This window comes from Ruegeria sp. HKCCSP351 (assembly GCF_017872535.1).
GTDB lineage: Bacteria > Pseudomonadota > Alphaproteobacteria > Rhodobacterales > Rhodobacteraceae > Ruegeria.
This window is the reverse complement of sequence record NZ_JAEDOV010000001.1, coordinates 634,370-658,603: the sequence shown is the minus strand read 5'-3', so window position 1 is coordinate 658,603 and position 24,234 is coordinate 634,370. Positions and strand designations below refer to the sequence as shown.

The following is a 24,234-nucleotide window of genomic DNA, read 5'->3' as shown; positions in this document are numbered from 1 at the left end:
GTGGGAATGTAGTCCGCTATCGGTGTGGGCTGCATTCTTCTATTGTCAGACAATTAAATGATTGGCAGGGTTCCGTCTTAGGAAACGCCTGAACTGACAGTACGGGAGACACCCCTGCTTGTCAGTGCCAGACAGAACAGGCAGGGGCCAGGCAAGGCCCCGCCTATGACGGGAGGAAGTCCATGCTGGGACAGATGATGACGCAGCCTTTGCTGATTTCGTCGCTGATTGATCACGCACAGCGTTACCACGGTCAGACCGAGATCATCTCGGTCGAAACGGATGGAACGGTGACCGAAACTAATTGGTCCGAGATAGCTGTGAACGCCCGGCGTTTGGCGTCGGCCCTGACGCGGCTGGGTCTGGAGCCGCAGGACAGGGTCGGAACGCTAGCTTGGAACAATCGTCGCCATCTGGAGATCTATTATGCCACTTCGGGTGCGGGGTATGTCTGTCACACAGTCAATCCAAGGCTTTTTCCTGAACAACTGACTTATATTATCAACCATGCTCAGGATCGGGTGCTTTTCTTTGATGCAACCTTCATTCCGCTGGTTGCCGCCTTGCACGGTGCGCTGACGGATGTTCACCATTTTGTTTTGATGGGCCCCCGCAGTGATGAGGCTGCAGCACAAATACCCGACTTGAAATTCTACGATGAACTGATCGAAACCGGTGACGCGGCTTTTGAATGGCCTGAACTGGATGAAAACACCGCGTCAGGGCTGTGTTACACTTCCGGCACAACAGGCCACCCCAAAGGGGTTCTTTATTCCCACAGATCGACGGTCCTGCACAGCTTCGCGTCGAATACGCGCGATGTGATCGGCTTTTCGGCGATGGATGTCGTGATGCCCGTCGTTCCTATGTTCCACGTTAATGCATGGGGGTCGCCTTATGCCTGCGCCATGTCAGGTTCACGTCTTGTGCTGCCCGGCCCGGATTTGCATGGCGAGGCGCTGGTCAACCTGATCGACACCTATGGTGTGACGCTGGCAATGGGGGTGCCAACCATCTGGCAGGGACTGTTGGCGCATGCCGCCAAATGCGGGACGAGTTTGAAAAGCCTCGAACGGACCGTGATTGGGGGTGCCGCTTGCCCACCCTCGATGATGGATATCTTCCGGAATAAATATGACGTCGATACGGTCCATGCGTGGGGCATGAGCGAGATGAGCCCGCTAGGCACCGCCAACCACCCATTGGCCAAACATCTGGTGCTGCCGTTGGACGAACAACACCTTATCCGTCTGAGTCAGGGCCGGCCACCGTTTGGGGTTGAACTGAAAATCGTAGATGATGACGGCAACGATCTGCCGCATGACGGTGAAACGCAGGGCGATCTGATGGTGCGGGGGCATTGGGTGCTGGACAGCTATTTCCTGATGCAGGATCAGGATCTGTTGCAAGACGGTTGGTTCGCCACAGGCGATGTCGCAACGCTGGACGCCGATGGTTACATGACCATCCGGGATCGATCCAAGGACATCATCAAGTCCGGAGGGGAGTGGATCAGCTCGGTCGAACTTGAAAACATCGCTGTTGCGCACCCGAAACTGGCAACTGCCGCCGTTGTCGGTGTTCCGCATCCGAAATGGGACGAACGGCCCTTGCTGGTCGCTGTAAGGGCCGAAGGTGAGAATCCAAGCGAAGAAGAGGTTCTGGCCTTCTTCGAAGGGAAAATCGCCAAATGGCAGATTCCTGACAAAGTCGTCTTTGTTGACGCGCTGCCACTGAACGCAACCGGAAAGGTGCTGAAACGAAACCTGCGTTCGGATTTCAAGGATGCCCTAGCGGGGTGAGATGTGATCTTGCGGGGTGAATTGGCTCCGGCGGTAGGGATCGAACCTACGACCAATTGATTAACAGTCAACTGCTCTACCGCTGAGCTACGCCGGAACGGTCCGCGCCGTATAGCAACCGGAGTATCCGGCGTCCAGAGGGCGGTCATCATTTTTTCAACGAAAAAGCCCCAGAATACCGATGTGGTTTCTGACTCTGACGAAAGATTGAATATTGGGTAATTTTGGCTCCGGCGGTAGGGATCGAACCTACGACCAATTGATTAACAGTCAACTGCTCTACCGCTGAGCTACGCCGGAACTGAGGGGCGTATAACAATCCGGATTCCCGGCGTCCAGAGGGTAAGCGCATCAACCACAAAAATTTTTGGCGGTATTAAGAAACTCTGCGAAAAACTGCATTGGCAGATAATTCGCCGTGCGGTGATACCTGCTTTTTTCCAGTCAGATCAACGAGGTGGGCAAAAACGTTCCGCTCTGCGGCCGGCAGCAGGGTCGCGGGTGTGTCGGTGTAGATACGCTCGGCCAATTGCCGTGCCGTTCCGTGTGCATCCCCCAAGGCAGACAGAATCTGTGCTTCTCGGTTTTGCCTGTGTCGGATCAGCCAGTCCAATCGCGCGGCTGGGTCTGTAATCGGTGCACCGTGGCCCGCGTGAAAAAACGACCAGTCGCGCGCGCGCAGGCGGTGGCAGGCCGTCATGAAATCAGTCAGGTCTCCGTCCGGCGGCGACACCAGCGAACTGGCCCATCCCATCACATGATCAGCGGTGAAACAGGTATCCTTCCATGCCAGCGCAATGTGGTTTCCCAGATGCCCCGGGGTGTGAATAACCTCAAGCTGCCAGTCATCGCCCAAGATGACCTCACCATCCGCAACCTCGACATCCGGTCGAAACGCGGTGTCGATGCCTTCGCCACCTCCGGCCAACCCACGCGCTGCAAGGGTTGTCATAACAGCGCTGCGACCGGCTTCCGGGCCACCAAACGCATAGATCGCAGCCCCTGTTCGGGCGGCCAGGGGTGCAGCCAGGGGTGAGTGATCCAGATGGGTGTGCGTCACGACTATGTGGCTGATTCTCTGACCAGGTCGCAGTTCATTCAGGATCGCGTTCAAATGCACCTCGCTTGCAGGGCCGGGATCAATGACGGCAATGTCGCGATCGCCCAGCAGATAGGTGTTGGTGCCGCGATAGGTCATCGGTGACGGGTTAGGAGCCAGAATGCGCCGTAAACCCGGTTGTAGTTCCGTCGCAACACCCGAAGGCGGATTGAATTCGTCAGGTGCCTGCATTCTGTGCTCTTCCTCTTGTACGGGCAGCCCGCTAGGTTTAGCGCATGTCCACGCACTGGCTCAAACCCTATATGCCACGCAGCCTTTACGCCCGGGCAGCATTGATTCTGGTTCTTCCTGTGATCGTGCTGCTTCTGGTCGTTGGAGTTGCTTTTCTTCAAAAGCATCTGGAAGATGTCACTGACCAGATGACGCGCGCAGCCTCAAGGGAAGTGATGCTGATCACCACCATGATGGAGGGGGCCGAGACGCAGCACCAGGCATTGGCCGAAGTGCGCCCGGATCTTCTGGCGCTGGAAATGCAGGCCAGATTTCTGCCCGCCAACGAAACTCCCAAAATTGACCGTCCACGGTGGTACGACTTCATAGCACCGCAGGTCGAGGCCGAACTTCGTGCAAGGTTGCCAGAGCTGAGTGCTGTAGCGTTGCCAAGCAGCCGCGAAGCGCGTCTGTACCTAGATACACATCTGGGGGTGCTGGAACTGACCTTTGACCGGCGCAGATTGTCGCCAGCGGCGCCGCATCAGTTGATCGTGACGATGCTGTTTTTCGCGATCATAATGACCTCGATTTCATTTCTGTACATGCGAAACCAGTTGCGCCCCATCACACGGCTGGCCAATGCGGCGCAGGCGTTTGGACGAGGGCGGAGCGTACCATATACACCGGGCGGTGCCATCGAAGTACGCGCGGCGGGGAATGCGTTTTTGGATATGCGGTCACGGATCGAACGTCAGATCGAACAACGGACGCTGATGTTATCAGGCGTAAGCCATGATCTGCGCACGCCTTTGACGCGCCTGAAGCTTGGACTGGCCATGCTGCCCGAGGATGAGGCACGACCTTTGCTACAGGATGTAAAGGAAATGCAGTCCTTGGTTGATGCATTCCTCGAATTTTCGCGCGGGGCGTCCGAAGGATCGCCAGAGGAAATCAACCCGGCGGAATTTGTTCGACAGATTGTGGATGACGCCAATCGGGCAGGGCATCGGGCCGAGTTGGTCACTGTCGAGGGGGAGGGAACGGCAATGCTGCGCCCTATGGCTGTTCGTCGGGCCATTGAAAACCTGATCGGCAACGCCGTGCGCTACGGCAGCCGTGCTGAGGTCAGCCTGTCGCTGAACGCCAAGTCGATGCGCATCCGTGTCGAAGATGATGGCCCTGGAATTCCCGCAGAGCAGCGCACAGAGGCGGTCAAAGCCTTTACGCGGCTTGACCCTGCGCGCAACCAGAATCAGGGCAGTGGCGTGGGTTTGGGTTTGGCGATCGTGGCGGATGTTGCGCGCGCGCATGGTGGCACTCTGCGATTGGCCAAAAGTGAACGCCTGGGCGGTTTGTGCGCGGATATAATTATTGGACGGTAAACGCCTGACACCTTTGCCGCTCCAAACCTGCACCAATATGACGATTTTCTGAGCCGAGGCGCTGGATTTCTCGCGAGATGATTTCGGAGTTTTTAGTAAGACCTGTCATCCCACGGCTATTAAACCGAAAGCGAAAATCGATGAACTGAATAAATTCGTCTGATTTCCAAGCGTATGTGGACAGGGTACGCAAGACGTGACGAACGCCTGAGGTCATAAATACAAACAAAACCAGCAGGATGGGCGGTGTGTTCAAGGAACGTGGCGGTGATTTGGTAGGCCCGGAGGGACTCGAACCCCCAACCAAAGCGTTATGAGCGCTCTGCTCTAACCAATTGAGCTACAGGCCCGCCTAGGCGCATTGCGTATCACGGTGAACAGCCGCGTCAAGCCTGACCGTTGCAACAAACGCCACAATCGAATAACCCGCCCGCAAAGCATTCAAAAGGAACTGGCCATGACAGCGGGCAAGAACGGAATCACCTATGCCGATGCAGGCGTGGATATTGACGCGGGCAATGCTCTGGTTGACCGGATAAAGCCCGCAGCAAAGCGAACCAACCGCCCCGGCGTGATGAGCGGTCTGGGCGGTTTTGGCGCACTGTTCGACCTGAAAGCTGCTGGGTATCAGGATCCCATTCTGGTTGGTGCCACGGACGGGGTTGGTACAAAACTGCGAATTGCGATCGATACCGGCGTCGTGGATGGGGTTGGCATCGATCTGGTGGCCATGTGTGTCAATGACCTGATCTGTCAGGGGGCCGAGCCCCTGTTTTTTCTCGACTATTTCGCGACAGGCAAGCTGGACACAGATACAGCCGCGCGGATCATTGAAGGAATTGCCGAAGGCTGTGCACAATCCGGTTGTGCTCTGATTGGTGGCGAAACTGCCGAGATGCCCGGCATGTACCCTGATGGCGATTTCGATCTGGCCGGATTCTCGGTCGGGGCAATGGAACGCGGTGCCGATCTGCCTTCGGGGGTGCAGGCGGGGGATGTGCTGCTTGGTCTGGCCTCGAACGGAGTGCATTCCAACGGGTACTCACTGGTACGTAAACTCGTCGAACTGTCTGGGCTGGGCTGGGATGCACCGTGCCCCTTTGGTGAAGGTTCGTTGGGCGAGGCGCTGCTTACACCGACGCGCCTTTACGTCAAACCGGCCCTGTCCGCGATCCGCGAAGGTGGCGTTCATGCACTGGCCCATATCACCGGTGGCGGTCTGACCGAGAACCTGCCGCGCGTATTGCCGGAAGGGTTGGGGGCCCAGATTGATCTGGACAGCTGGCAATTGCCGTCTGTATTCAGCTGGATGGCGCAGATTGGCGGTATTGCGGAAGCCGAGATGCTCAAGACCTTCAACTGTGGCATCGGTCTGATCATTGTGTGCGACCCGGATAGGGCCGATCAGCTTTCGACATTGCTGGCCGAGGCCGGCGAGACGGTGGCGCGGATCGGCACTGTCACCGAAACCCCCGGAGTTGCCTATTCGGGCAAACTGTTGTGAGCCCCAAGCGCGTCGCGATCCTGATTTCGGGGGGCGGGTCCAACATGGTGTCGCTTGTCGACAGCATGACCGGTGATCATCCGGCGCGGCCCTGTTTGATTCTGTCCAACAATGCGCAGGCGGGCGGGCTGAAAAAAGCTGCGGACCGTGGCATTCCGACCGCAGTGGTCGATCACCGGCCATTCAAGGGCAATCGCGCAGCCTTTGAGACTGAGTTGCTGAAGCCTTTGGAAGAAGCGCGGCCGGATATTGTCTGCCTGGCCGGGTTTATGCGGGTCCTGACCGCGGATTTCGTGACGCGCTTTCAGGGGCGAATGTTGAATATCCATCCGTCATTGCTGCCCAAATACAAGGGGTTACATACCCACGCGCGCGCAATTGAAGCGGGTGATGCGGAACATGGCTGCTCGGTCCATGAGGTGACGGCGGCCCTGGATGATGGCCCGATTTTGGGGCAGGCGCGGGTGGATATCGAACCAGCAGATACCCCGGACACTTTGGCCGCAAAAGTTCTGATCTGGGAACATGAACTTTATCCGGCGGTGCTGCGCCGCTTTGCCGAAGGCAACAGGTCACCTGTTCTCATGCCCTGAGGTTCCGAGGGTGATTTACACTCGTCTGAAAATCGTCCTATGGTCGTCGGTATCGCTTGGGGGCGAGGGAAATTACGGGCACTCACAAGAGCAAGAGCAAAACTAGTACGGCGCATGAAAACTCTGACGACGACGCAAGAACTGGCCGATTTCTGCAAGGCGGCCGCAAGCTATCCATATATCACAGTCGATACCGAGTTTCTGCGCGAGCGGACCTATTATTCGAAACTGTGCCTCGTGCAACTGGCGGTTCCCTCTGATGATGAAGACAGCGCGGTTCTGGTCGATCCGTTAGTGGATGGCCTGTCCCTCGAACCTCTGTATGAGCTTTTCCGAAACGAGAACGTGGTCAAGGTGTTCCACGCCGCGCGTCAGGATCTTGAGATATTCTGGGTCGAGGCGGGTGTGTTCCCCAACCCGTTGTTCGACACACAGGTCGCCGCAATGGTCTGCGGGTTTGGTGAGCAGGTCGGCTATGAGACGCTGGTACGGAAAATCTGCAAGCAGGGCGTGGACAAGACGTCGCGGTTCACCGATTGGTCCCGTCGTCCTTTGACGGAAGCCCAGAAAACGTATGCATTGGCAGATGTGACGCATCTGCGCAGAATCTATGAACACCTCGCTGCGGAACTCAATAAAACGATGCGTAACCACTGGGTGGCTGAAGAGTTGCGTACACTGACGCAGCCTGCCACGTATGATATCCGTCCCGAAGAGGCGTGGAAGCGGGTCAAAACGCGAACGAACTCGGCCAAGTTCCTGGCCGTCGTACGCGAGTTGGCGCAGTTTCGCGAAGGGTATGCGCAGGAGCATAACGTGCCGCGCAACCGGGTCTTTAAGGATGACGCCTTGGTCGAACTGGCGTCGACCAAGCCTAAAACAATCGCCGATCTCGGTGCGTCTAGGCTTTTGCTGCGCGAGGCGCGCAAAGGCCCGATTGCCGAAGGTATTCTTGCTGCGGTGACGAAGGGCGTGAATTGTCCGCAGGAAAATCTGCCGAAGATCGACAATTCCCGTGACAACCTGAAGGTCAACCCGGCTTTGGCCGACTTGCTTCGGGTTCTGCTGAAATCCAAAACCGAAAGTTCGGGCGTTGCGGCCAAACTGATCGCAACAAGTTCCGAACTGGACCAGATTGCCGCTGGCGAGCGAGAATTGCCCGCAATGTCGGGGTGGCGTTACGAGGTCTTTGGTGAAGACGCGCTGAAACTGTGCGAGGGGAAAATCGCGCTGGCGGCCAAAGGGCAGGCGGTCAAGGTCGTCTCGCTTTAACGGCGATTACCGCCGCCGCGATTCCAAAGTGTTCTGTTGCCCGACGACACGGATCAGGCGAATGCCTTCAAGATCCTGGGTCGAGACATTTATTGCATCCGACACCATTCGTGTGCGTTCAGATCCTTGCGGGGTCTGTGAGCTGGGGTAATTCACTCGGAAAACAAACTCCAGAACTCCCTTTTCTTTGTTTTCTTCTGAATTAACCGAAACCAAGCGTGCGTTATAGGCACCCTGCCGAAGCGCGGTGCCAGAGGAGTAGATGATCGCGCCTGATGGTATTGGTTCGATCCGCAGTTCGTCGATCTTGGCGATTGGAACACTGGTGTCTTCGGCATCTGGGCGCGAAAACAGGCCGCTTCCCTCTCTTGTCTTGGGAACTAACGCATCGGCGGCATTTGGGTCCGGCGGCGTTTCAGACTTCACAGACCGGCTGGAGCCAAACCAGTTTGACGGATTCACCCGCGAGTCGCGCCAGCTGCCGCAGGCAGTCAGGGTCAGCATGGCGATGATAAGAACGGACAGAGACTTTTGCATGGACCCACTGCTTTTCACACGAATTCAGACAATGGGTTAGCGCAATTTCTTCGCGTTGAAAAGCCACAGCTGGGGCTGGACAGCAGGTGGTCGTCGGCTTAGGTCACATTGTGATTTCAACGAAAGGATCACTGCGCCATGGCCACGCCTGCCTTTGAAGACATTGTCGAGGATTTCGAGTTTCTCGAAGACTGGGAAGACCGGTATCGCCATGTCATCGAACAGGGCAAGGCGATGGAGCCTTTGGATGACGCGTTGAAAGTTCCGGCGACAAAGGTTCATGGTTGCGCCAGTCAGGTCTGGCTGCACCCGATAATCGAAGCTGGCGTGTTCAAATTTGATGGCGACAGTGACGCGCTGATCGTTCGCGGGCTGATCGCCGTGCTTCGGTCCCTTTACAACGGGCTGCCGGTGTCCGAGGTGCCGCAGGTCGATGCGGCGGCGGAACTGGCCCGATTGGGTCTGAACGATCATCTGTCGGCGCAGCGGTCCAATGGATTGCGGGCCATGATCGAGCGCATCCGGCAGGTCGCGCAGGAAAACGCCTGAGGTCACACGGGGCGGTTTGCCCAGTCTGACAAAGTGGTTTCCAGATCACCGTAGCCGGTGAAACGCCGTTCGAACGCCAATCCCATGCGGTCCGCGCATTCCCGTGCGCGTTCGGTCAGTTTCGGATCGTCGATCTGGGCCTGATAAATCAGTTTGGTGTAATTGCCGAAATACATGTCCCGCAGTTCCGGGTGGCGATCCAGGCCCAATGGTTTCCAGACAAACGCGTCGAACTGGCGGGCCAGAAAGTCAGTGAGGTAGAAGGCAGTTGTTTCGTCCTCACCGCGTTCTTGAAAGGCCTGATTGCCTTCGAAGAACGAATAGCAGTGAGGGCCTTCTACCATCTCGACACCCAGTTTTTTGCAGGCGGATTGCAGCAGGCCTCCGGTTCCGCAATCGGCATAAACCACATAGATTTTTTCGAACCCGTCGCGGTGTTTGGCCACGGTATCTTCAACTGCCTGTGTGATCCGTTCCGGATGAACATGCAAGATTGCAGGCAGGCAGGTCAGCGCCATGTGATCCCAGCCGTTGCGCGTTTTGATATCCAGAATTTCGCGCGCAAGCGCCCCACAGGCGATCAGCAGGATGCTTGCGTTTTCCACGCCGTCATAGCCTTTGGTCGTCAGGCTTGCATCATCTGGTAGCGTATCGCTTGGCATGGATCGGCATCCTTATGGGCTCATGGCACAAAAGAATGAAAACAGCTTGCAGGCAAGCCTTCTTCCGACATCTCGTGTCAGGCTGCCGACGTTCGTGTTTCGAATGCCGATAACGGAGGTCGCGCGGGCGGGCCGTAGGCGGCGATACCTTGCTTCGATAACTCGGGGAATAAGGACAGAATCTCCTGTCGGGCTGACTGTTCAAGGGCGTTCCAGATTTGGGCGCCGGGATGAAAGCTCTCGCTCAGGCAGCCTTCAGCCCAGAGCAGCTCATGCTGATCAAACAGCAGATGAATGTAGGTTACGACCCCGCCGGGATTGAGGATGATGTCATGTCCGTTAATCAGATGCTTGGCCGGGGCCAGTGCTTCGATTTGGCCGGTATGCAGTTCCAAGCGCCAGTTCTGGATCAGTATCCGGTGTTGCTGCGACACTAGCAGATCGCGGGTGTTCCCAAGCGCACCTGCCTTGAACAGGACCGGCGCGAACGCGCCAATCGCCTGAACCCGCCGCTGCCCGGCCCAGCGTACCTTTTGAAACCCGTGATCAAGGGTTTCCACCCAGTCGCCGGGGTGCAGCGTTTCCACCGGGCGTTCACCCTTGCGGGTTCTGATCTGCATTGGCCGAGAACTCTGGTACCAGATATGTGTTGCCATCCACATCCTGCGCGACAACGGCAGTAATATTTGCACTTCTGCCGTCGAAATAAGTGACGGTGGCGTGGTAAACTGACGTGCCATCAAAGGTTTGCGGTGCGCCGCCATCGATCGAAAACCGATCATTGGCAGTCACGTTGTTCAAATCAAAGGTGGATCCGGGGTTTCCAATCGCGTTCCATGTTACGTTGTTGTGCGCCAACGGCGCGTCCGTGTTACCAAAGGTTTGCCCAACAAGCGCGGAAGCATTCTCAGCAACGTAATTGCCCTCAACACGGTCGATGTCGGCGAGTTTGCCCAACGAAATGGCTGTGAATGACTGCGGCACAGAACCCCCGAAACTTGGATGTTTCGGTTTTTAGCCGTACTTTCGTTTACAAACGGATAATCGATACACTCCAGGAGGGATAGCGCGCTAAAACGAAAAAGACCGCCCGAAAAGGGCGGCCTTTCAAGAATACCTTAAGGGTCTTAGCCAGCCAGTTGGTTGTGCTTGCGGCCCACGAAATCCTTGGCGGTTTCCACTGCAACCGCAGCATCACGGCAGTAGGCGTCTGCACCGATGGCTTTGCCGAACTCTTCGTTCAGCGGCGCGCCACCGACCAGAACAATGTAATCGTCGCGCACGCCCTGTTCGACCAGAGTGTCGATAACGACTTTCATGTAGGGCATCGTCGTGGTCAGCAGGGCGGACATGCCCAGAATGTCGGGCTGTTCCGTTTCCAGTGCTTCCAGATAATTCTCGACCGGGTTGTTGATTCCCAGATCGACAACTTCGAAGCCCGCGCCTTCCATCATCATCGACACAAGGTTCTTGCCGATATCGTGGATGTCGCCTTTCACTGTGCCGATGACCATTTTGCCAACACGCGGAGCACCGGTTTCGGCCAGCAGCGGCTTGAGGATCGACATGCCGCCTTTCATTGCGTTGGCCGCCAGCAGAACCTCGGGAACAAACAGAATGCCGTCGCGGAAGTCATGGCCCACAATGGTCATGCCGCCAACCAGGGCTTTGGTCAGGATGTCATACGGCGTCCATCCGCGTTCCAGCAGAATATTGGTGCCTTCTTCGATCTCTTCTTTCAATCCGTCATAGAGATCGTCGAACATCTGATCGACCAGTTCGTCATCATTCAGTTCGGACAGGACGATATCTTCTTCGTCGGACATGGGGTATTCCCTGTGCTGGGCGGGCTATCGGCCCGTGGTGGCATTTTTTCCGTTTTGGCCAAAACGTCGCATTCTGACTGTGACGATTGCGACGTTGGTCGTTTCGGGACCGACCTATATGCCAAAAATGGCACCGGCTCGATTGAAAAGTCTGCAATATTATCCTGTTTGTTTTTCATCTATGCGTTCCTTTTTCTTCGTTGGGTTGGCTTGCACTGGTTTTGGTTCAGGCCTATCGTGCAAAAAGAACAAATAGGGAACAAATGTGCCGTGAGCATCGGGTATGTCGTCAAGGCAAGGGGGGTGGCGTCCAATACAACCGGGCGGTTTGAACGGTTTGCAACGCACGCCGTTGACGATGGGTGGTATATCGATGAAGACTTGCCGCCCCTGCGAACCGAGATGCGGGATGAGGTGGCGCGCAGTGCCATCACCTATAACCGCTCACCCGATTTGCCTTTTGACCGTTCGATCAACCCGTATCGAGGGTGCGAGCATGGCTGCGTCTATTGTTTTGCCAGACCCAGCCACGCCTATCTGGGTTTGTCCGCAGGACTGGATTTCGAAACCCGCCTTGTTGCGCGCCCCAACATGAGCGTTGTTCTGCGCAAGGAACTGTCGGCAAAGTCCTACAAGGTCGCCACGCTCGCGATCGGGACAAACACTGACCCATACCAGCCCATTGAAAAAAACCGCCTGATTACAAGGTCGTGCCTTGAGGTCTTGCAAGAGTTCAACCACCCCGTCGCAATCGTGACCAAAGGAACACTGATCGAGCGTGATCTGGATATTTTGGCTGACATGGCCAGCCGGGGATTGGTGCGGGTCGGTGTATCGCTCACCACGCTGGATGCAGGTCTGTCCCGGCGGATGGAGCCCCGCGCACCGTCTCCGGCGCGTCGGTTGCAGACGATCAGAGCGTTGACCGATGCGGGTGTTCCGGTTCGCGTAATGACGTCGCCTATTGTGCCCGGGCTGACAGATCATGAGTTGGAGAACCTGTTGGGTGCTGGAAAAGAGGCGGGCGCAGATGCGGCAAGCTGGATCATGTTGCGATTGCCGCGCGAAGTCTCTCAGCTTTGGCAGGACTGGCTGGCAGAGTACGAACCCGCCCGTGCAGAGAAGGTCATGTCCAAGCTGCGCGAAATGCATGGCGGGCGGGATTATGACCCGCGCTGGGGGCACAGGATGCGGGGTGAGGGGGACTATGCCGAGCTCATCGCCCTGAGGTTTGCTAAAACCTGCAAAAGACTGGGGCTTTCGAACAAATCCGCCCCATTACGATGCGATCAGTTTGCAGTTCCGCCGCAGCCCGGGGATCAAATGAGCTTGTTCTGAAACCAAACGCCGAACCGTCCGCTGCTTCAGTATCGAAAGCAAAAGACCCCGGTTTTACCGGGGCCTTCTGGATTGGTTGCGAACCCTAATGGATTAGCGGTTTTCGATGTCCACGTAGTCGCGCAGTGTCTCACCCAGATACAGCTGACGCGGGCGGCCGATTTTGTTTTGTGGATCGGCGATCATCTCTTTCCACTGGCTGACCCAGCCAACAGTACGTGACAGGGCGAAGATCGGCGTGAACATCGAGGTTGGGAAACCCATCGCTTCGAGGATGATACCCGAATAGAAGTCGACATTCGGGAACAGCTTTTTCTCGGCGAAATACGGGTCTAACAGCGCTTCGCGTTCCAGTTCCTTGGCAACCTGCAACTTCGGGTTGTCTTCAACACCCAGCAGATCAAGAACTTCGTCTGCCGATTGCTTCATCACTTTGGCGCGTGGATCGAAGTTCTTGTACACACGGTGGCCAAAGCCCATCAGGCGGAACGGGTCATTCTTGTCCTTGGCGCGGGCGATGAATTCGGGAATGCGGTCTACGGTACCGATCTCTTCCAGCATTTCCAGGCAGGCCTGATTTGCGCCGCCATGTGCCGGACCCCAAAGGCAAGCGATGCCAGCGGCGATACAGGCAAACGGGTTTGCACCCGAGGACGACGCCAGACGCACGGTCGATGTCGAGGCATTCTGTTCGTGGTCTGCATGCAGCGTAAAGATGCGGTCCATGGCCCGGCTGAGGATCGGGTTGACCTCATATTCCTCGGCAGGGACGCTGAAACACATGCGCAGAAAGTTCGACGCATAGTCCAGATCGTTGCGTGGATAAACGAAAGGCTGACCGGTGTGGTACTTGTAGGCCCACGCAGCAATTGTCGGCATCTTGGCGATCAGACGATGCGATGCGATTTCGCGCTGCTGAGGGTCCGAGATATCCGTTGAGTCGTGATAGAAGGCCGACATCGCGCCAACAACGCCGACCATGATAGCCATCGGGTGCGCGTCACGGCGGAAACCACGATAAAAATACTGCATCTGCTCGTGCAGCATGGTGTGGCGTGTGATCGTGGTCTCGAACTTCTCAAGATCCTTTGCCGCCGGTAGTTCTCCGTACAGCAGAAGATAACAGACTTCGAGGAAATGCGATTTCTCGGCCAGTTGGTCGATCGGATAGCCCCGGTGCAGCAGTTCGCCTTTTTCGCCGTCGATATAGGTGATGGTGCTGTCGCAACTGGCGGTCGAAGTGAATCCAGGATCGTAGGTGAAGACGCCGGCCTGACCGTAAAGCTTTCGAATATCAATGACATCCGGACCGGCGGTCGGGGAATGAACCGGCAACTCATACTCTTTGCCGTGAACGGTCAGAGTGGCTGTTTTGTTGCTGTCAGTCATGGTTATCCCTTCTTCATTCATGCGCATGCCAAAGGAACCTCTGGCAGTGCGGGCAACGACTGCGCGCTCTCGCGCAGTCCGGGTGTTAGCGGAGCAGCGTTACCCGTTTATGAAGCTCGGGTTATTTCGCTGCTTCTGAAAGCCGCGCCAGGGTTTCATCCCGCCCCAGCACAAGCATCATGTCAAAAACCGAAGGTGTGACGGCGCGACCAGCCAAGGCGGCCCTGAGCGGGCCAGCCAGCTTGCCGAACGTGAGCTCCTTTGACTCGGCAAAGGAATTCAGGGTCTCCTCCAGTTCGTTCCGAGACCAGCTAGCATTTTGCAGCTGCGGCGTCAATTCACCCAGTATACCGTCGGATACAGATGCCAGCGCCTTTGCAGCTTTCTCGTCGGGAGAAATTGGGCGTTCGGTTAAGACAAAGTGAGCTTTTTCAAGGAGTTCAGGAAAGGTTCGCGCTCGATCCTTGAGGCAATACATCGCACGTTCCAAATCACTCGATTGTGTATCTGTCAGGGGGGATAAAGCGGCTGCGGCCAAGTACGCTTCGATTTCATGCCGCAATGCAGCATCATTGGAGATGGCGATGTGTTGACCACAAAGGTTTTCAAGTTTTTTCAGATCAAACCGGGCCGGACTTTTGCCGATGCCGTTCAGATCAAACCATTCCTTTGCCTGCGCATCGGTAAAGAACTCATCGTCACCATGACTCCAGCCCAGACGGGCCAGATAGTTGCGCATCCCGGCGGCAGGATAGCCCATGGCCTGATATTCCTGCGCGCCAAGCGCACCATGGCGTTTGGACAGTTTCTTACCGTCTGGCCCGTGGATCAGCGGAATATGGGCCCAGACCGGAACATCCCATCCCATTGCCTCATAGATCATCATTTGGCGCGCCGCGTTATTGAGGTGGTCATCGCCGCGAATGACATGGGTAACACCCATATCATGATCGTCAACCACCACGGCCAGCATGTAGACCGGTGTCCCGTCGGAACGCAGCAAAACCATGTCATCCAGTTGGTCGTTGCGAATGGTCACGTTGCCCTGAACCTGATCGCGGATTACTGTTGTGCCGTCCTGCGGAGCCTTGATGCGAATGACAAATGGCAAGTCGGGATGTGCGGAAGGATCAGCGTCACGCCAAGGGCTGCGGAACAGGGTCGACTTGCCCTCGGCCCGCGCCTGTTCCCGAAAGGCGGCAATTTCGTCCTGCGTCGAGAAGCATTTATATGCCTTTCCCTCGGCCAGAAGCTGGTGCGCGACTTCGGCATGCCTGGCAGCTCCTTCGAACTGGCTGACTACATCACCATCGTGATCCAGTCCCAACCATTCCATGCCCTGGAGGATCGCGTCGGTTGCCTCGGGGGTCGAGCGTTCCCGGTCGGTGTCTTCGATCCGCAGCAGGAACTTTCCGCCACGTCCGCGGGCATAAAGCCAATTGAACAATGCGGTGCGCGCGCCGCCGATGTGCAGAAAACCTGTGGGCGAGGGGGCAAAACGTGTGACGACCTGTTCGGACATGTTGAGGATTAACCTTTTGGTAACCGTATCTGGCATAGTTTGACGCCTGTCTAACGAGCCCGAAGGACGGGGGCAACCATGCGTGTTCTTACACGGGTCGAGGCCGCGCTGCTGCACCAGACTGGGTATCTGTTTCCGTGGACGCCAGTGATGCTGGCAACGGGGATCGGTCTCTATTTCGGTGCCCGGAGCGAGCCTGGCTGGCCGGTATACGCAGGTCTGTCTTGCTTGTTCCTGGCTCTTGTCGCCCTGAGCCGCCGGCTGCCACCGGGGGTGGGAACGTTAGCGACCGGGGGGGCGCTGATTGCGGTCGGTTTCATAATGGCAGGCACTCGCGCTCATATGGTGGCAGAACCGGTTCTGTCCTGGCGGTACTATGGCCCTGTCGAGGGGAGGGTCGTCGCCATGGATCGGTCTGCCTCGGATGCGTTGCGGTTGACGCTCGATCAGGTGCGCGTAGGGGACGTGCCGCAGGAGCGCAGGCCTCAACGCATCCGTCTTTCTGTTCATGGCGCAACAGGACCTTTTGCACCTGGGCAACGGATCATGACCACAGCGCATCTTTCGCCGCCGCAGGGCCCTGTTGAACCCGGCGGGTTCGATTTTCGCCGCCATGCCTGGTTTCAGGGGTTGGGCGCGGTCGGGTATACCCGCGTTCCTGTTCTGAGGATTGCGCCAGCCAAAGCCGGTATCGACGGTGTTCGGATTACGGCAATCCGAATGGCGATATCGCATCAAGTGAAACAAGTCCTGCCCGGAGAAATTGGTGGGTTTGCCGCTGCCGTCACCACAGGCGATCGCAGCGGTATGGGGCAAGAGACGCTCTTGTCCCTGCGCGCGTCGAACCTGGCACACTTGCTTGCCATTTCCGGGCTTCACATGGGGTTACTGACGGGTTTTGTTTTTGTGGCCTGTCGCATTGGTTTGTCACTGATCCCCTTCGTGGCATTGCGGCTACCTGTTCGAAAAGTTGCGGCTGTGTTCGCGCTGGTCGCGGCAACGCTTTATTTGCTGTTGTCCGGTGGGAATATCGCAACCGAACGCGCCTATGTCATGGTCAGTGTGATGCTGGGGGCCGTGTTGATCGACAGGCGTGCGATTTCATTGCGCGCGGTTTCTGTCGCTGCGCTGATCGTTCTGGTTCTTTGGCCCGAGTCGCTGCTGAGCCCGGGGTTTCAGATGTCCTTTGCCGCAACGACAGCCTTGGTCGCCGTCTTCGGTGCATTGCAAAAGGTGGGTCCGTTACCCGGCCCGAACTGGTTGAAACCGATTGCTGGCTTGGTGATGTCCTCGGCGATTGCCGGGCTTGCTACGGCCCCAATTGGCGCAGCGCATTTCAATACAATGTCTCACTATGGGTTGCTGGCGAATCTGCTGTCCGTGCCCGTGATGGGCCTTGTCGTTGTACCTGCGGCAGTTGTCGCCGCACTGGCGGCCCCGTTTGGGTTGGAAACTTTTCCGCTGACCGTTATGGGCTGGGCGCTGCATTGGATCCTTGGGGTTTCAAACTGGGTGTCGCACCTGGATAGTGCTCAGGGTTTCGTCGTCAGTCCGCCCTGGTATGTATTGCCACTTGTTGCTGTTGGAGCTTTGTGGCTTGCCTTGTGGCAAGGGCGCGCGCGTTGGTACGGGGTCGGGCTCGTCATTTTGTCGTTTTTGCTTTGGAACTCCGGCCACAGGCCAGATGTTCTGATCGCGGAAAACGGGGGGTTAGTTGGCGTGATGACCTCTCAGGGCCGGGCCCTGAGTAAAAGCAAAGGCAGTGGGTTTGTTGCCAGCGTCTGGCTAGAGAATGACGGCGACGGTGCCGATCAGATCGCGGCAGCAGGCAGATGGCCTGATAGCAGCACCGTTCGTCGGTACCCTTATCAGGACATGGAAATCATCCATATCTCGGGCAAAAGGGCTGCGCGCAAGTTCGACGAATGCGAAGGCAACCAGATCATTATTTCGACAGTTGCGCTGCCACTTGAGGGCGCGTGCGCCATCTTCGATCCGGATCACCTGAGCGAAACCGGCAGCCTGTCATTGTCGGATGGAAAGCTGACTTCAAGCGCAGAACTGATAGGTCACCGTCTCTGGTCCCCGAATCCTGTCGGGGACCGTCGTTTGAAGCTGGGTCAATAGGTGCGGATCAGACCGACTAGGCGACCTTGAACCTTGACCTTTTCTTCGGGAAGAACGCGTGTCTCATAAGCCGGGTTGGCCGCTTCGAGCGCGATAGCGTTGCCGCGGCGGAAAAAGCGTTTCAGCGTCGCTTCTTGATCTTCTACCAGTGCAACTACGATATCACCGTTATCAGCAGTCGCGGTTTCGCGGATAACAACCACATCCCCGTCATTGATGCCCGCGTCACTCATCGAGTCGCCGCGAACCTCAAGCGCATAGTGCTGGCCCTTCCCGGACACCATGGGGCCGGGGACCGCCACGTGATGCGACACGTGGCTGATCGCCTCAATGGGGACACCCGCTGCGATCCGGCCCATCACCGGCAATTCCAGCGCGTCCACCGCAACCGGCTCAATATTGGCCGGGCGGGGGCCTTTGGGTCGATCGCCTTCGATCACGCGGGGTGAAAATCCAGCAGTTGGTTCACCGCCTAGGCTTTCGGGAAGCTTTACGATTTCAATCGCGCGGGCACGATGCGCGAGGCGACGGATAAAGCCGCGTTCTTCCAGCGCAGTGATCAGCCTGTGGATGCCGGATTTCGACCGAAGATCAAGCGCGGCCTTCATTTCATCGAAACTGGGCGGAACACCGTCCGCCTGCACGCGTTTTTGGATGAATTTCAACAAATCCAATTGCTTCTTGGTCAGCATTGCTCACACCTCGTCGCTCATGCGTTTTCTTTTGTTCTACGCATGTTCACGTTTTGTGTCAATGAATTTGGGCGAAGTTCAGATAGGCAGGTACTGAACCGTTTCCCCGGTCTTGCGGGCGGGATCGTTCGGGGGACGGACCAAAAGGGCGTTTGCCTGCGCCAGAACGCTAAGGAGAGAGCTGTCCTGATCTGCACAGGCCTGGATGCCTGTTTCGCCCAGAACCGCGCGCATGTAATGCTCGCGCGGACCGTTTTCTGTCAATGGTTCGGTCAATCGGGCAGAGTGAAACGGCGGCAGAACCATTTCCAGCCCCAGCATCCGGCGCACCATCGGGGCAAGGAACAGATAGCCACAGACCATCGCGCTGACCGGGTTTCCCGGAAGTCCGACCATCGCGGTGTCACCCATGCGACCAGCCATCAGGGGTTTTCCGGGGCGCATTCGGATCTTGTAGAACGACCGATCCATCGCCAAGCCCTGCGAAACGTCAGACACGAGGTCGTAGTCACCAACCGACGCGCCGCCAATTGTCACGATGAGATCGGCCCCTCGCGCCAGATCAAACGCAGTCTCAAGCGATGAAACCGTGTCCCGTGCAATCGGAAGGACACGAACTACAGCACCGAGCCCCTCAAGCAATGCCCGCAATCCAAACGTGTTAGACGCGATAATCTGGTCCGGTCCCGGTTCTTCGCCGGGCATGACAAGTTCGTCGCCGGTCGAGATCAGAGCAATGACGGGTTTTCGAGAGACCGGGACCCACGCGATATTCATCGCAGCCATCAGGGCAACGTCTTCGGCGCGGATCAAACGCGGTGCCGTGATGGGCGTGCCTGCCATAAAATCCACACCGGCAGGGCGGATGTTCGTTTTGGGGCCGGGGTGGTCTGTGATCGTGATCAGATCGCCACGCCGGTCGGTATCTTCCTGAATCACAACGAAATCCGCGCCATCGGGAACCGGAGCGCCGGTAAATATACGCACGGCCTGACCGGGGCCCACCGAGCCGTCGAAACGACGACCCGCAGCGGATTCGCCCACCACTTTGAACATGGCATGAAGCTCGACTTCGTCGGCTTTGACGGCATAGCCATCCATCGAAGATGCGGCGAAAGGAGGTTGGTCGCGCGTTGCCACAACCGCGTGCGACAGAACACGTCCCGCGGACTGGGCCAGTGGAACCTGTTCCGAAGGTAGAGGGCCGACAAGATCGAACAGCAGGGCGCGCGCTTCTTCGACGGTAATCATTTCGCCTCGTAACGCCCTGATTTTCCGCCGTCTTTAAGACTTACATGAATGCCGCCAATTTCCATCGCTTTGTCGACGGCTTTGGTCATGTCGTAAACAGTCAAGGCCGCGGTGGAAACGGCGGTCAGGGCCTCCATCTCAACTCCGGTTTGACCTGACGTCTTGACCGTTGCTTCGATCTGAACTCCTGGCAGATCCGGGTCGAGGGTCAGCTCAACTGCAACCTTGGTCACTGGCAAAGGATGGCAGAGCGGGATCAGATCCGGCGTCTTCTTTGCACCCATGATGCCGGCCAGACGGGCAACGCCCAAAACGTCGCCCTTTGCCGCGCGTTGTTCTGAAATGATTTCATAGGTTTCCGGTGCCATCTTCACGTGACCCACAGCCACGGCTATGCGATCTGTGACCTCTTTGCCCGAGACGTCGACCATATGCGCCTGACCTTGAGCATCGAAATGGGTCAGCGGCATTACATCACTCCGGGGATAAGCGGATTGGACAGGATGTGGCGCGTGGCCGCTTCGACATCGTCCTGGCGCATCAGGCTTTCGCCGATCAAAAAACACCGGGCGCCATAGCGCGCAATATCCCGCAAGTCTTCTGGCGTGCCCAACCCACTTTCACACACGATAGTACGGTCCGCTGGCACCAGTTTGGATAGGCGGCGTGTTGTGTCAAGAGTGGTCTCGAAGGTCTTGAGATTGCGGTTATTTATACCGATCAATGGACTTCTCAGTTGGGCTGCGCGTTCAAGCTCGGCTTGGTCGTGAACTTCAATCAGAACATCCATCTCCCAATCGAAAGCGGTTTGTTCCAACTCGGCTGCCTGATCATCGCTGACGGATGCCATGATGATCAGAATACAGTCGGCTTCCAAAGCACGTGCCTCGACCACCTGATACGGGTCATACATGAAATCCTTGCGCAAAGCCGGCAGAGATGTCGCGTTACGCGCTTGTGTCAGATATTCCTTTGCACCCTGAAAGCTGGGCGTGTCGGTGAGCACGGACAAACACGCAGCACCGCCTTCTTCATAAGCCTTGGCTAAGGCAGGGGGATCAAAATCAGGCCGGATCAAACCCTTGGAAGGGCTGGCTTTTTTGATCTCAGCGATCAGGCCGTAACCTTGCCGGGACGCAGCTTGAAGCGCTGCGGCAAACCCGCGGGTTTCCGAAGCGGCACGTGCTTCACTTTCCAGCGTTTCCAAGGACTTCTGAGCCTTGTCTGCTGCGATTTCTTCCAGTTTGTAGGCTTTGATCTTGTCCAGAACGGTTTCGGTCATGCGGCCTCCTGAGTCTTGGCGGCCAAGGCCGTGATTTTGTTTTTGGCTTCACCGCTGTCGATGCTCGCAGCGGCCATGGCCACACCTTCGCGCAGATCACTTGCCGCATCAGCGACAACCAATGCGGCGGCAGAGTTCAGCAACACGGCATCACGATACGCTGACCGAGCACCGTCCAGCAGAGCACGAAATGCGATGGCGTTCTCTTCAGGGGTTCCGCCGAGGATGTCTTCGAAAGGGTGCACAGGCAGGCCAGCATCCTCGGGGTGCAACTCGACCTCTTTGATCACGTCATCCTCCAAAGCGGCGACCCAGCTGATACCGGTGATCGTCAACTCGTCAGTCCCGTCCGATCCGTGTACCAACCACGCGCGGTCTGACCCCAGCAAGCCTAGTGTTTCAGCCATGGGGCGGATCAGCTCGCGGCTAAAGGCGCCGGTCAATTGCCGTTTGACGCCAGCAGGGTTGGTCAGCGGGCCCAGGATATTAAAAATCGTGCGCGTTCCCAGTTCCTGCCGCGAAGGCATAACATGCGCAATGGCCGGGTGATGCATCGGTGCCATCATGAAACCGATGCCGACATCTTTCAGAGCACTTTCAACAACTTGCGGGCCAACCATAACGTTGATACCCATTTGCCCCAATGCGTCCGCTGCACCGGATTTGGAGCTTAGGTTGCGGTTGCCGTGTTTGGCGACTGTCACACCAGCGCCTGCGACGACAAATGCAGTCGCGGTCGAGATGTTCAGGGTGCCTTTTCCGTCTCCGCCTGTGCCTACGATGTCGATCGCCCCTTCGGGCGCCCGCACGGCATTGCATTTGGCGCGCATGACAGCCGCGGCCGCGGCATATTCATCAACCGTTTCCCCCCTTGTGCGCATGGCCATCAACAGCCCGCCGATCTGGCTTGGCGTGGCTTCGCCGTTGAACAGGATGCCAAAGGCTGTCTCGGCCTCTTTACGGGTCAGCGGACGATCGGCGGCTGCTCCGATCAGCGGTTTCAGCGCGTCGCTCATGCGGGGACTTTCAGTTCTTGCAGGAAATTCTTGAGAAGGGCGTGACCATGCTCGGACGCAATCGATTCAGGGTGGAACTGAACACCGTGAATAGGCAGTTCCTTGTGTTGCAGCCCCATGATCGTGCCGTCTTCCAGCTCGGCTGTGATCTCAAGACAGTCGGTCAGCGTCTCGCGCTCGACGACCAGCGAATGGTAGCGTGTGGCTTCAAAGGGTGACGGAAGGCCAGCAAGGACGCCTTTCCCGGTGTGATGCATGATGCCCATCTTGCCATGCACAATTTCGTGGCATCTAACAACCTTGCCACCGAAAGCCTGGCCGATGGTCTGATGCCCAAGGCAAACCCCCAAAAGGGGTGTTTTGGTTTCGGCCGCGGCTTCGGTCAGAGCCAGACAGATGCCCGCCTGATCCGGGTCGCAGGGGCCGGGACTTAGCAGGATGCCAGCCGGATTCATGGCCATTGCTTCCTGTACATCCAGCGCATCATTGCGTCGAATTACCATTTCGGCACCAAGTTCGCCCAAATAATGTACCAAATTGTAGGTAAACGAGTCGTAGTTGTCGATCAGCAGCAGCATATGGGCACTTATCTTCGCTTGGGCATTTCGGGCTGGCGATGCAACCCCGGGCCACGGTATAATGTCCGCACATACATGCTCAGGCTTGGGCGGCAGCGTCAAGAGGACATACGGTTTCTGACGCCTCCAATTGACCGAGCGCCACACCAGATGGCGCTGAGCAGGGCGAGGCAGGGAAAAGAGGCGAAAGGCAGGAAATATGGGCGGATTTTTCGGAGGAATGGTCGCAGGGGCGATCGTTGTTTTGATCTTGGGTGCGGTCGTGTCGCTCAACACGCCGATGGTCAACACACCGGTTGTCGCGACCGAAGCACCAGCGCCGACAATTTCAGAAACACCAGAGGCGCCTAATGAACTTGCCGAGGATGTTTCTGATGCCGATCTGGTGGAACTGGCCCCGCGTGCGCCAGAAGCCGCCGATAATGCCAGCGAAGATCTGGCCGACCTGTCCGGGCTGGAAGCGTCATCCGAGCCGCAGCCCGAGGTTGGTAAAGCGGCTGAGGCCCCGAACGAGCCCGCTGCAACGGTGGCGACCGAAGTGTCTGTCATGACCGAAGCCCCTGCTGCGCCGCCCGAGCCCAGCCAGGTGCCCGCAGTTCAGCAGGAACAGACCTTGCCGGTTGTAATTGATGAAACCCCCGCGCCGCCGACCGAGTCCGACACATCCGAGGTCGCAGTTCTTGAGCCCGAGCCAAATCCGTTGCTTAAGGTTGAGGCCGAACCACAAACAAATGAAACAACGACTGAAAATTCATTTGAAAGCAGTCCGATTGCGGTGGAAGGGGATGAAGACACCTTGCCCCGCGAGCTTCCGCGCATTGCTGCGCTGCCTCAGATCGGGGGAGAACAGGAAGAAAGTACCAGTTCGATTGTCGGAAAACGTATCCTGCCATTGACGGAACGAGATGATGAGCCTGTTGCAGAACAGGCGATTTCCGAACAGCCATCTGCGGAAAAACCGATTGAACGTTTTGCCGCCAAGTTCGAGAACCCGGAAGCTAAGCCGCTGATGTCGATCATTCTGATTGATGACGAAGGCGCATTCGGTGCCGAAGCGTTGCAGGATTTCCCTTACCCGATCAGCTTTGCCGTAAACCCGTCTGATCCGGATGCGGCGGAAAAGATGGCACGGCACCGCGCGGCCGGGTTCGAAGTTCTGGCCCTTGCGGACCTGCCCGAGGCAGCAAGCGCGCAGGATGCCGAAGTTTCCCTGTCTGTGTGGCTGGACACGTTGCCGGAAACCGTTGGTATTCTGGAAGGCGTGAACAGCGGCATTCAGGGAAATCGCAAGCTGGCCGATCAGGTCGCGGCGATTGCCGCCGGAACCGGACGAGGGTTGATCACTCAGGACAATGGGCTGAATACTGTCCAAAAGCTGGCGGTTCGCAATGGCATTCCGTCCAGCGTAGTGTTTCGCGATATCGATGGGGCACGACAGGATCCCAGAATCATGCGCCGGTTCCTGGATCAGGCCGCGTTCCGGGCAGGTCAGGAAGGAACCGTTGTCATGCTGGGGCGGGTACGGCCCGAGACAATCTCGGCCCTTTTGCTGTGGGGTCTTGAGGATCGTGGCAGCCGGGTAGCGATGGCACCGATCTCGGCCGTCTTGATGAAACAGGTTCAGTGACTGTTTGAATCA

Annotated in this window: 23 protein-coding genes and 3 tRNA genes; 9 read left to right on the top strand and 17 right to left on the bottom strand. The window is 57.2% G+C overall.

Annotated features, from left to right (window positions below; all coding sequences use genetic code 11):
- Positions 1-182: 182 nt before the first annotated feature.
- A complete protein-coding gene (locus tag I9182_RS03255) occupies positions 183-1,802 on the top strand; it encodes a long-chain-fatty-acid--CoA ligase (protein WP_209596433.1) in 1,620 nt (539 codons plus the stop codon).
- Positions 1,803-1,824: 22 nt separating this feature from the next.
- On the opposite strand, the gene I9182_RS03250 is transcribed toward I9182_RS03255, so the two are convergent.
- The 3 genes from I9182_RS03250 to I9182_RS03240 all read right to left on the bottom strand — a co-directional run bounded on the left by I9182_RS03250 (position 1,825) and on the right by I9182_RS03240 (position 3,093).
- Positions 1,825-1,899, bottom strand: a tRNA-Asn gene (locus I9182_RS03250).
- Positions 1,900-2,027: 128 nt separating this feature from the next.
- A tRNA-Asn gene (locus I9182_RS03245) sits at positions 2,028-2,102 on the bottom strand.
- A gap of 76 nt (positions 2,103-2,178) precedes the next feature.
- Positions 2,179-3,093, bottom strand: a complete 915-nt coding sequence (locus tag I9182_RS03240) for an MBL fold metallo-hydrolase (RefSeq protein ID WP_209596431.1) — start codon at positions 3,091-3,093, stop codon at positions 2,179-2,181.
- A 44-nt stretch (positions 3,094-3,137) separates the two neighbouring features.
- On the opposite strand from I9182_RS03240, the gene I9182_RS03235 reads away from it, so the two are divergent.
- Complete coding sequence (locus tag I9182_RS03235) at positions 3,138-4,457, top strand: ATP-binding protein (RefSeq protein WP_209596429.1); 1,320 nt, start codon at positions 3,138-3,140, stop codon at positions 4,455-4,457.
- 273 nt (positions 4,458-4,730) lie between these two features.
- Here I9182_RS03235 and I9182_RS03230 read toward each other — a convergent pair.
- A tRNA-Ile gene (locus I9182_RS03230) sits at positions 4,731-4,807 on the bottom strand.
- Positions 4,808-4,914: 107 nt separating this feature from the next.
- Between I9182_RS03230 and purM the strand changes: the two genes are divergently transcribed.
- From purM to rnd, 3 genes are all read left to right on the top strand, one after another.
- Positions 4,915-5,961 carry a phosphoribosylformylglycinamidine cyclo-ligase gene (purM, locus tag I9182_RS03225; protein WP_209503802.1) on the top strand — a complete coding sequence of 349 codons (1,047 nt, stop codon included), beginning with the start codon at positions 4,915-4,917 and terminating at the stop codon, positions 5,959-5,961.
- Positions 5,958-6,554, top strand: coding sequence for a phosphoribosylglycinamide formyltransferase (gene purN / locus I9182_RS03220; RefSeq protein WP_209596427.1), 597 nt, complete (start codon positions 5,958-5,960; stop codon positions 6,552-6,554). The genes purM and purN overlap by 4 nt, the downstream gene beginning before the upstream one ends.
- Before the next feature lie 114 nt (positions 6,555-6,668).
- Positions 6,669-7,826: a ribonuclease D gene (rnd, locus tag I9182_RS03215; RefSeq protein ID WP_209503804.1), complete on the top strand. Its 1,158-nt coding sequence runs from the start codon at positions 6,669-6,671 to the stop codon at positions 7,824-7,826.
- Between the two features lie 6 nt (positions 7,827-7,832).
- On the opposite strand, the gene I9182_RS03210 is transcribed toward rnd, so the two are convergent.
- Positions 7,833-8,363, bottom strand: a complete 531-nt coding sequence (locus I9182_RS03210) for a hypothetical protein (RefSeq protein ID WP_209503805.1) — start codon at positions 8,361-8,363, stop codon at positions 7,833-7,835.
- Positions 8,364-8,501: 138 nt separating this feature from the next.
- Here I9182_RS03210 and I9182_RS03205 point away from each other — a divergent pair, with 138 nt between their 5' ends.
- Positions 8,502-8,912, top strand: coding sequence for a SufE family protein (locus I9182_RS03205; protein ID WP_209503806.1), 411 nt, complete (start codon positions 8,502-8,504; stop codon positions 8,910-8,912).
- Between the two features lie 2 nt (positions 8,913-8,914).
- On the opposite strand, the gene I9182_RS03200 is transcribed toward I9182_RS03205, so the two are convergent.
- The 4 genes from I9182_RS03200 to I9182_RS03190 form a co-directional block, all read right to left on the bottom strand.
- The gene (locus I9182_RS03200; protein WP_209596425.1) at positions 8,915-9,574 is read right to left on the bottom strand and encodes a DUF1638 domain-containing protein; all 660 of its coding nucleotides are present in this window, start codon (positions 9,572-9,574) and stop codon (positions 8,915-8,917) included.
- 77 nt (positions 9,575-9,651) lie between these two features.
- Positions 9,652-10,194, bottom strand: a complete 543-nt coding sequence (locus I9182_RS20355; RefSeq protein WP_245222465.1) for a Hint domain-containing protein — start codon at positions 10,192-10,194, stop codon at positions 9,652-9,654.
- Entirely contained in the window at positions 10,169-10,558 is a 390-nt protein-coding gene (locus tag I9182_RS20350; protein WP_245222464.1) for a hypothetical protein, read from the bottom strand. The genes I9182_RS20355 and I9182_RS20350 overlap by 26 nt, the downstream gene beginning before the upstream one ends.
- Before the next feature lie 143 nt (positions 10,559-10,701).
- Complete coding sequence (locus I9182_RS03190; protein ID WP_209503809.1) at positions 10,702-11,400, bottom strand: B12-binding domain-containing protein; 699 nt, start codon at positions 11,398-11,400, stop codon at positions 10,702-10,704.
- A gap of 270 nt (positions 11,401-11,670) precedes the next feature.
- Between I9182_RS03190 and I9182_RS03185 the strand changes: the two genes are divergently transcribed.
- Entirely contained in the window at positions 11,671-12,738 is a 1,068-nt protein-coding gene (locus I9182_RS03185; RefSeq protein WP_209596423.1) for a PA0069 family radical SAM protein, read from the top strand.
- A 93-nt stretch (positions 12,739-12,831) separates the two neighbouring features.
- Here the strand turns inward: I9182_RS03185 and gltA are convergent, their stop codons facing one another.
- Together gltA and gltX are read right to left on the bottom strand one after the other, a co-directional pair.
- The gene (gltA, locus tag I9182_RS03180; protein WP_209596421.1) at positions 12,832-14,127 is read right to left on the bottom strand and encodes a citrate synthase; all 1,296 of its coding nucleotides are present in this window, start codon (positions 14,125-14,127) and stop codon (positions 12,832-12,834) included.
- Positions 14,128-14,248: 121 nt separating this feature from the next.
- Positions 14,249-15,649: a glutamate--tRNA ligase gene (gltX, locus tag I9182_RS03175; RefSeq protein WP_209504883.1), complete on the bottom strand. Its 1,401-nt coding sequence runs from the start codon at positions 15,647-15,649 to the stop codon at positions 14,249-14,251.
- 78 nt (positions 15,650-15,727) lie between these two features.
- On the opposite strand from gltX, the gene I9182_RS03170 reads away from it, so the two are divergent.
- Positions 15,728-17,776, top strand: a complete 2,049-nt coding sequence (locus tag I9182_RS03170) for a ComEC/Rec2 family competence protein (protein WP_209596419.1) — start codon at positions 15,728-15,730, stop codon at positions 17,774-17,776.
- Here I9182_RS03170 and lexA read toward each other — a convergent pair.
- From lexA to I9182_RS03140, 6 genes are all read right to left on the bottom strand, one after another.
- Positions 17,770-18,468, bottom strand: a complete 699-nt coding sequence (gene lexA / locus I9182_RS03165; RefSeq protein ID WP_209596417.1) for a transcriptional repressor LexA — start codon at positions 18,466-18,468, stop codon at positions 17,770-17,772. The two genes, I9182_RS03170 and lexA, sit on opposite strands and share 7 nt — an antisense overlap.
- A gap of 78 nt (positions 18,469-18,546) precedes the next feature.
- A complete protein-coding gene (gene glp / locus I9182_RS03160) occupies positions 18,547-19,719 on the bottom strand; it encodes a gephyrin-like molybdotransferase Glp (RefSeq protein WP_209596415.1) in 1,173 nt (390 codons plus the stop codon).
- Complete coding sequence (gene moaC, locus I9182_RS03155) at positions 19,716-20,189, bottom strand: cyclic pyranopterin monophosphate synthase MoaC (protein ID WP_209596413.1); 474 nt, start codon at positions 20,187-20,189, stop codon at positions 19,716-19,718. Before moaC ends, glp begins: the two co-directional genes overlap by 4 nt.
- Positions 20,189-21,001, bottom strand: coding sequence for an indole-3-glycerol phosphate synthase TrpC (gene trpC / locus I9182_RS03150; protein WP_209596411.1), 813 nt, complete (start codon positions 20,999-21,001; stop codon positions 20,189-20,191). The genes moaC and trpC overlap by 1 nt, the downstream gene beginning before the upstream one ends.
- Entirely contained in the window at positions 20,998-22,017 is a 1,020-nt protein-coding gene (gene trpD, locus I9182_RS03145) for an anthranilate phosphoribosyltransferase (protein ID WP_209596408.1), read from the bottom strand. The genes trpC and trpD overlap by 4 nt, the downstream gene beginning before the upstream one ends.
- Positions 22,014-22,595 carry an aminodeoxychorismate/anthranilate synthase component II gene (locus I9182_RS03140; protein WP_209596407.1) on the bottom strand — a complete coding sequence of 194 codons (582 nt, stop codon included), beginning with the start codon at positions 22,593-22,595 and terminating at the stop codon, positions 22,014-22,016. Before I9182_RS03140 ends, trpD begins: the two co-directional genes overlap by 4 nt.
- Positions 22,596-22,794: 199 nt before the next feature.
- Here I9182_RS03140 and I9182_RS03135 point away from each other — a divergent pair, with 199 nt between their 5' ends.
- Entirely contained in the window at positions 22,795-24,222 is a 1,428-nt protein-coding gene (locus I9182_RS03135; RefSeq protein WP_209596405.1) for a divergent polysaccharide deacetylase family protein, read from the top strand.
- Positions 24,223-24,234: the final 12 nt, after the last annotated feature.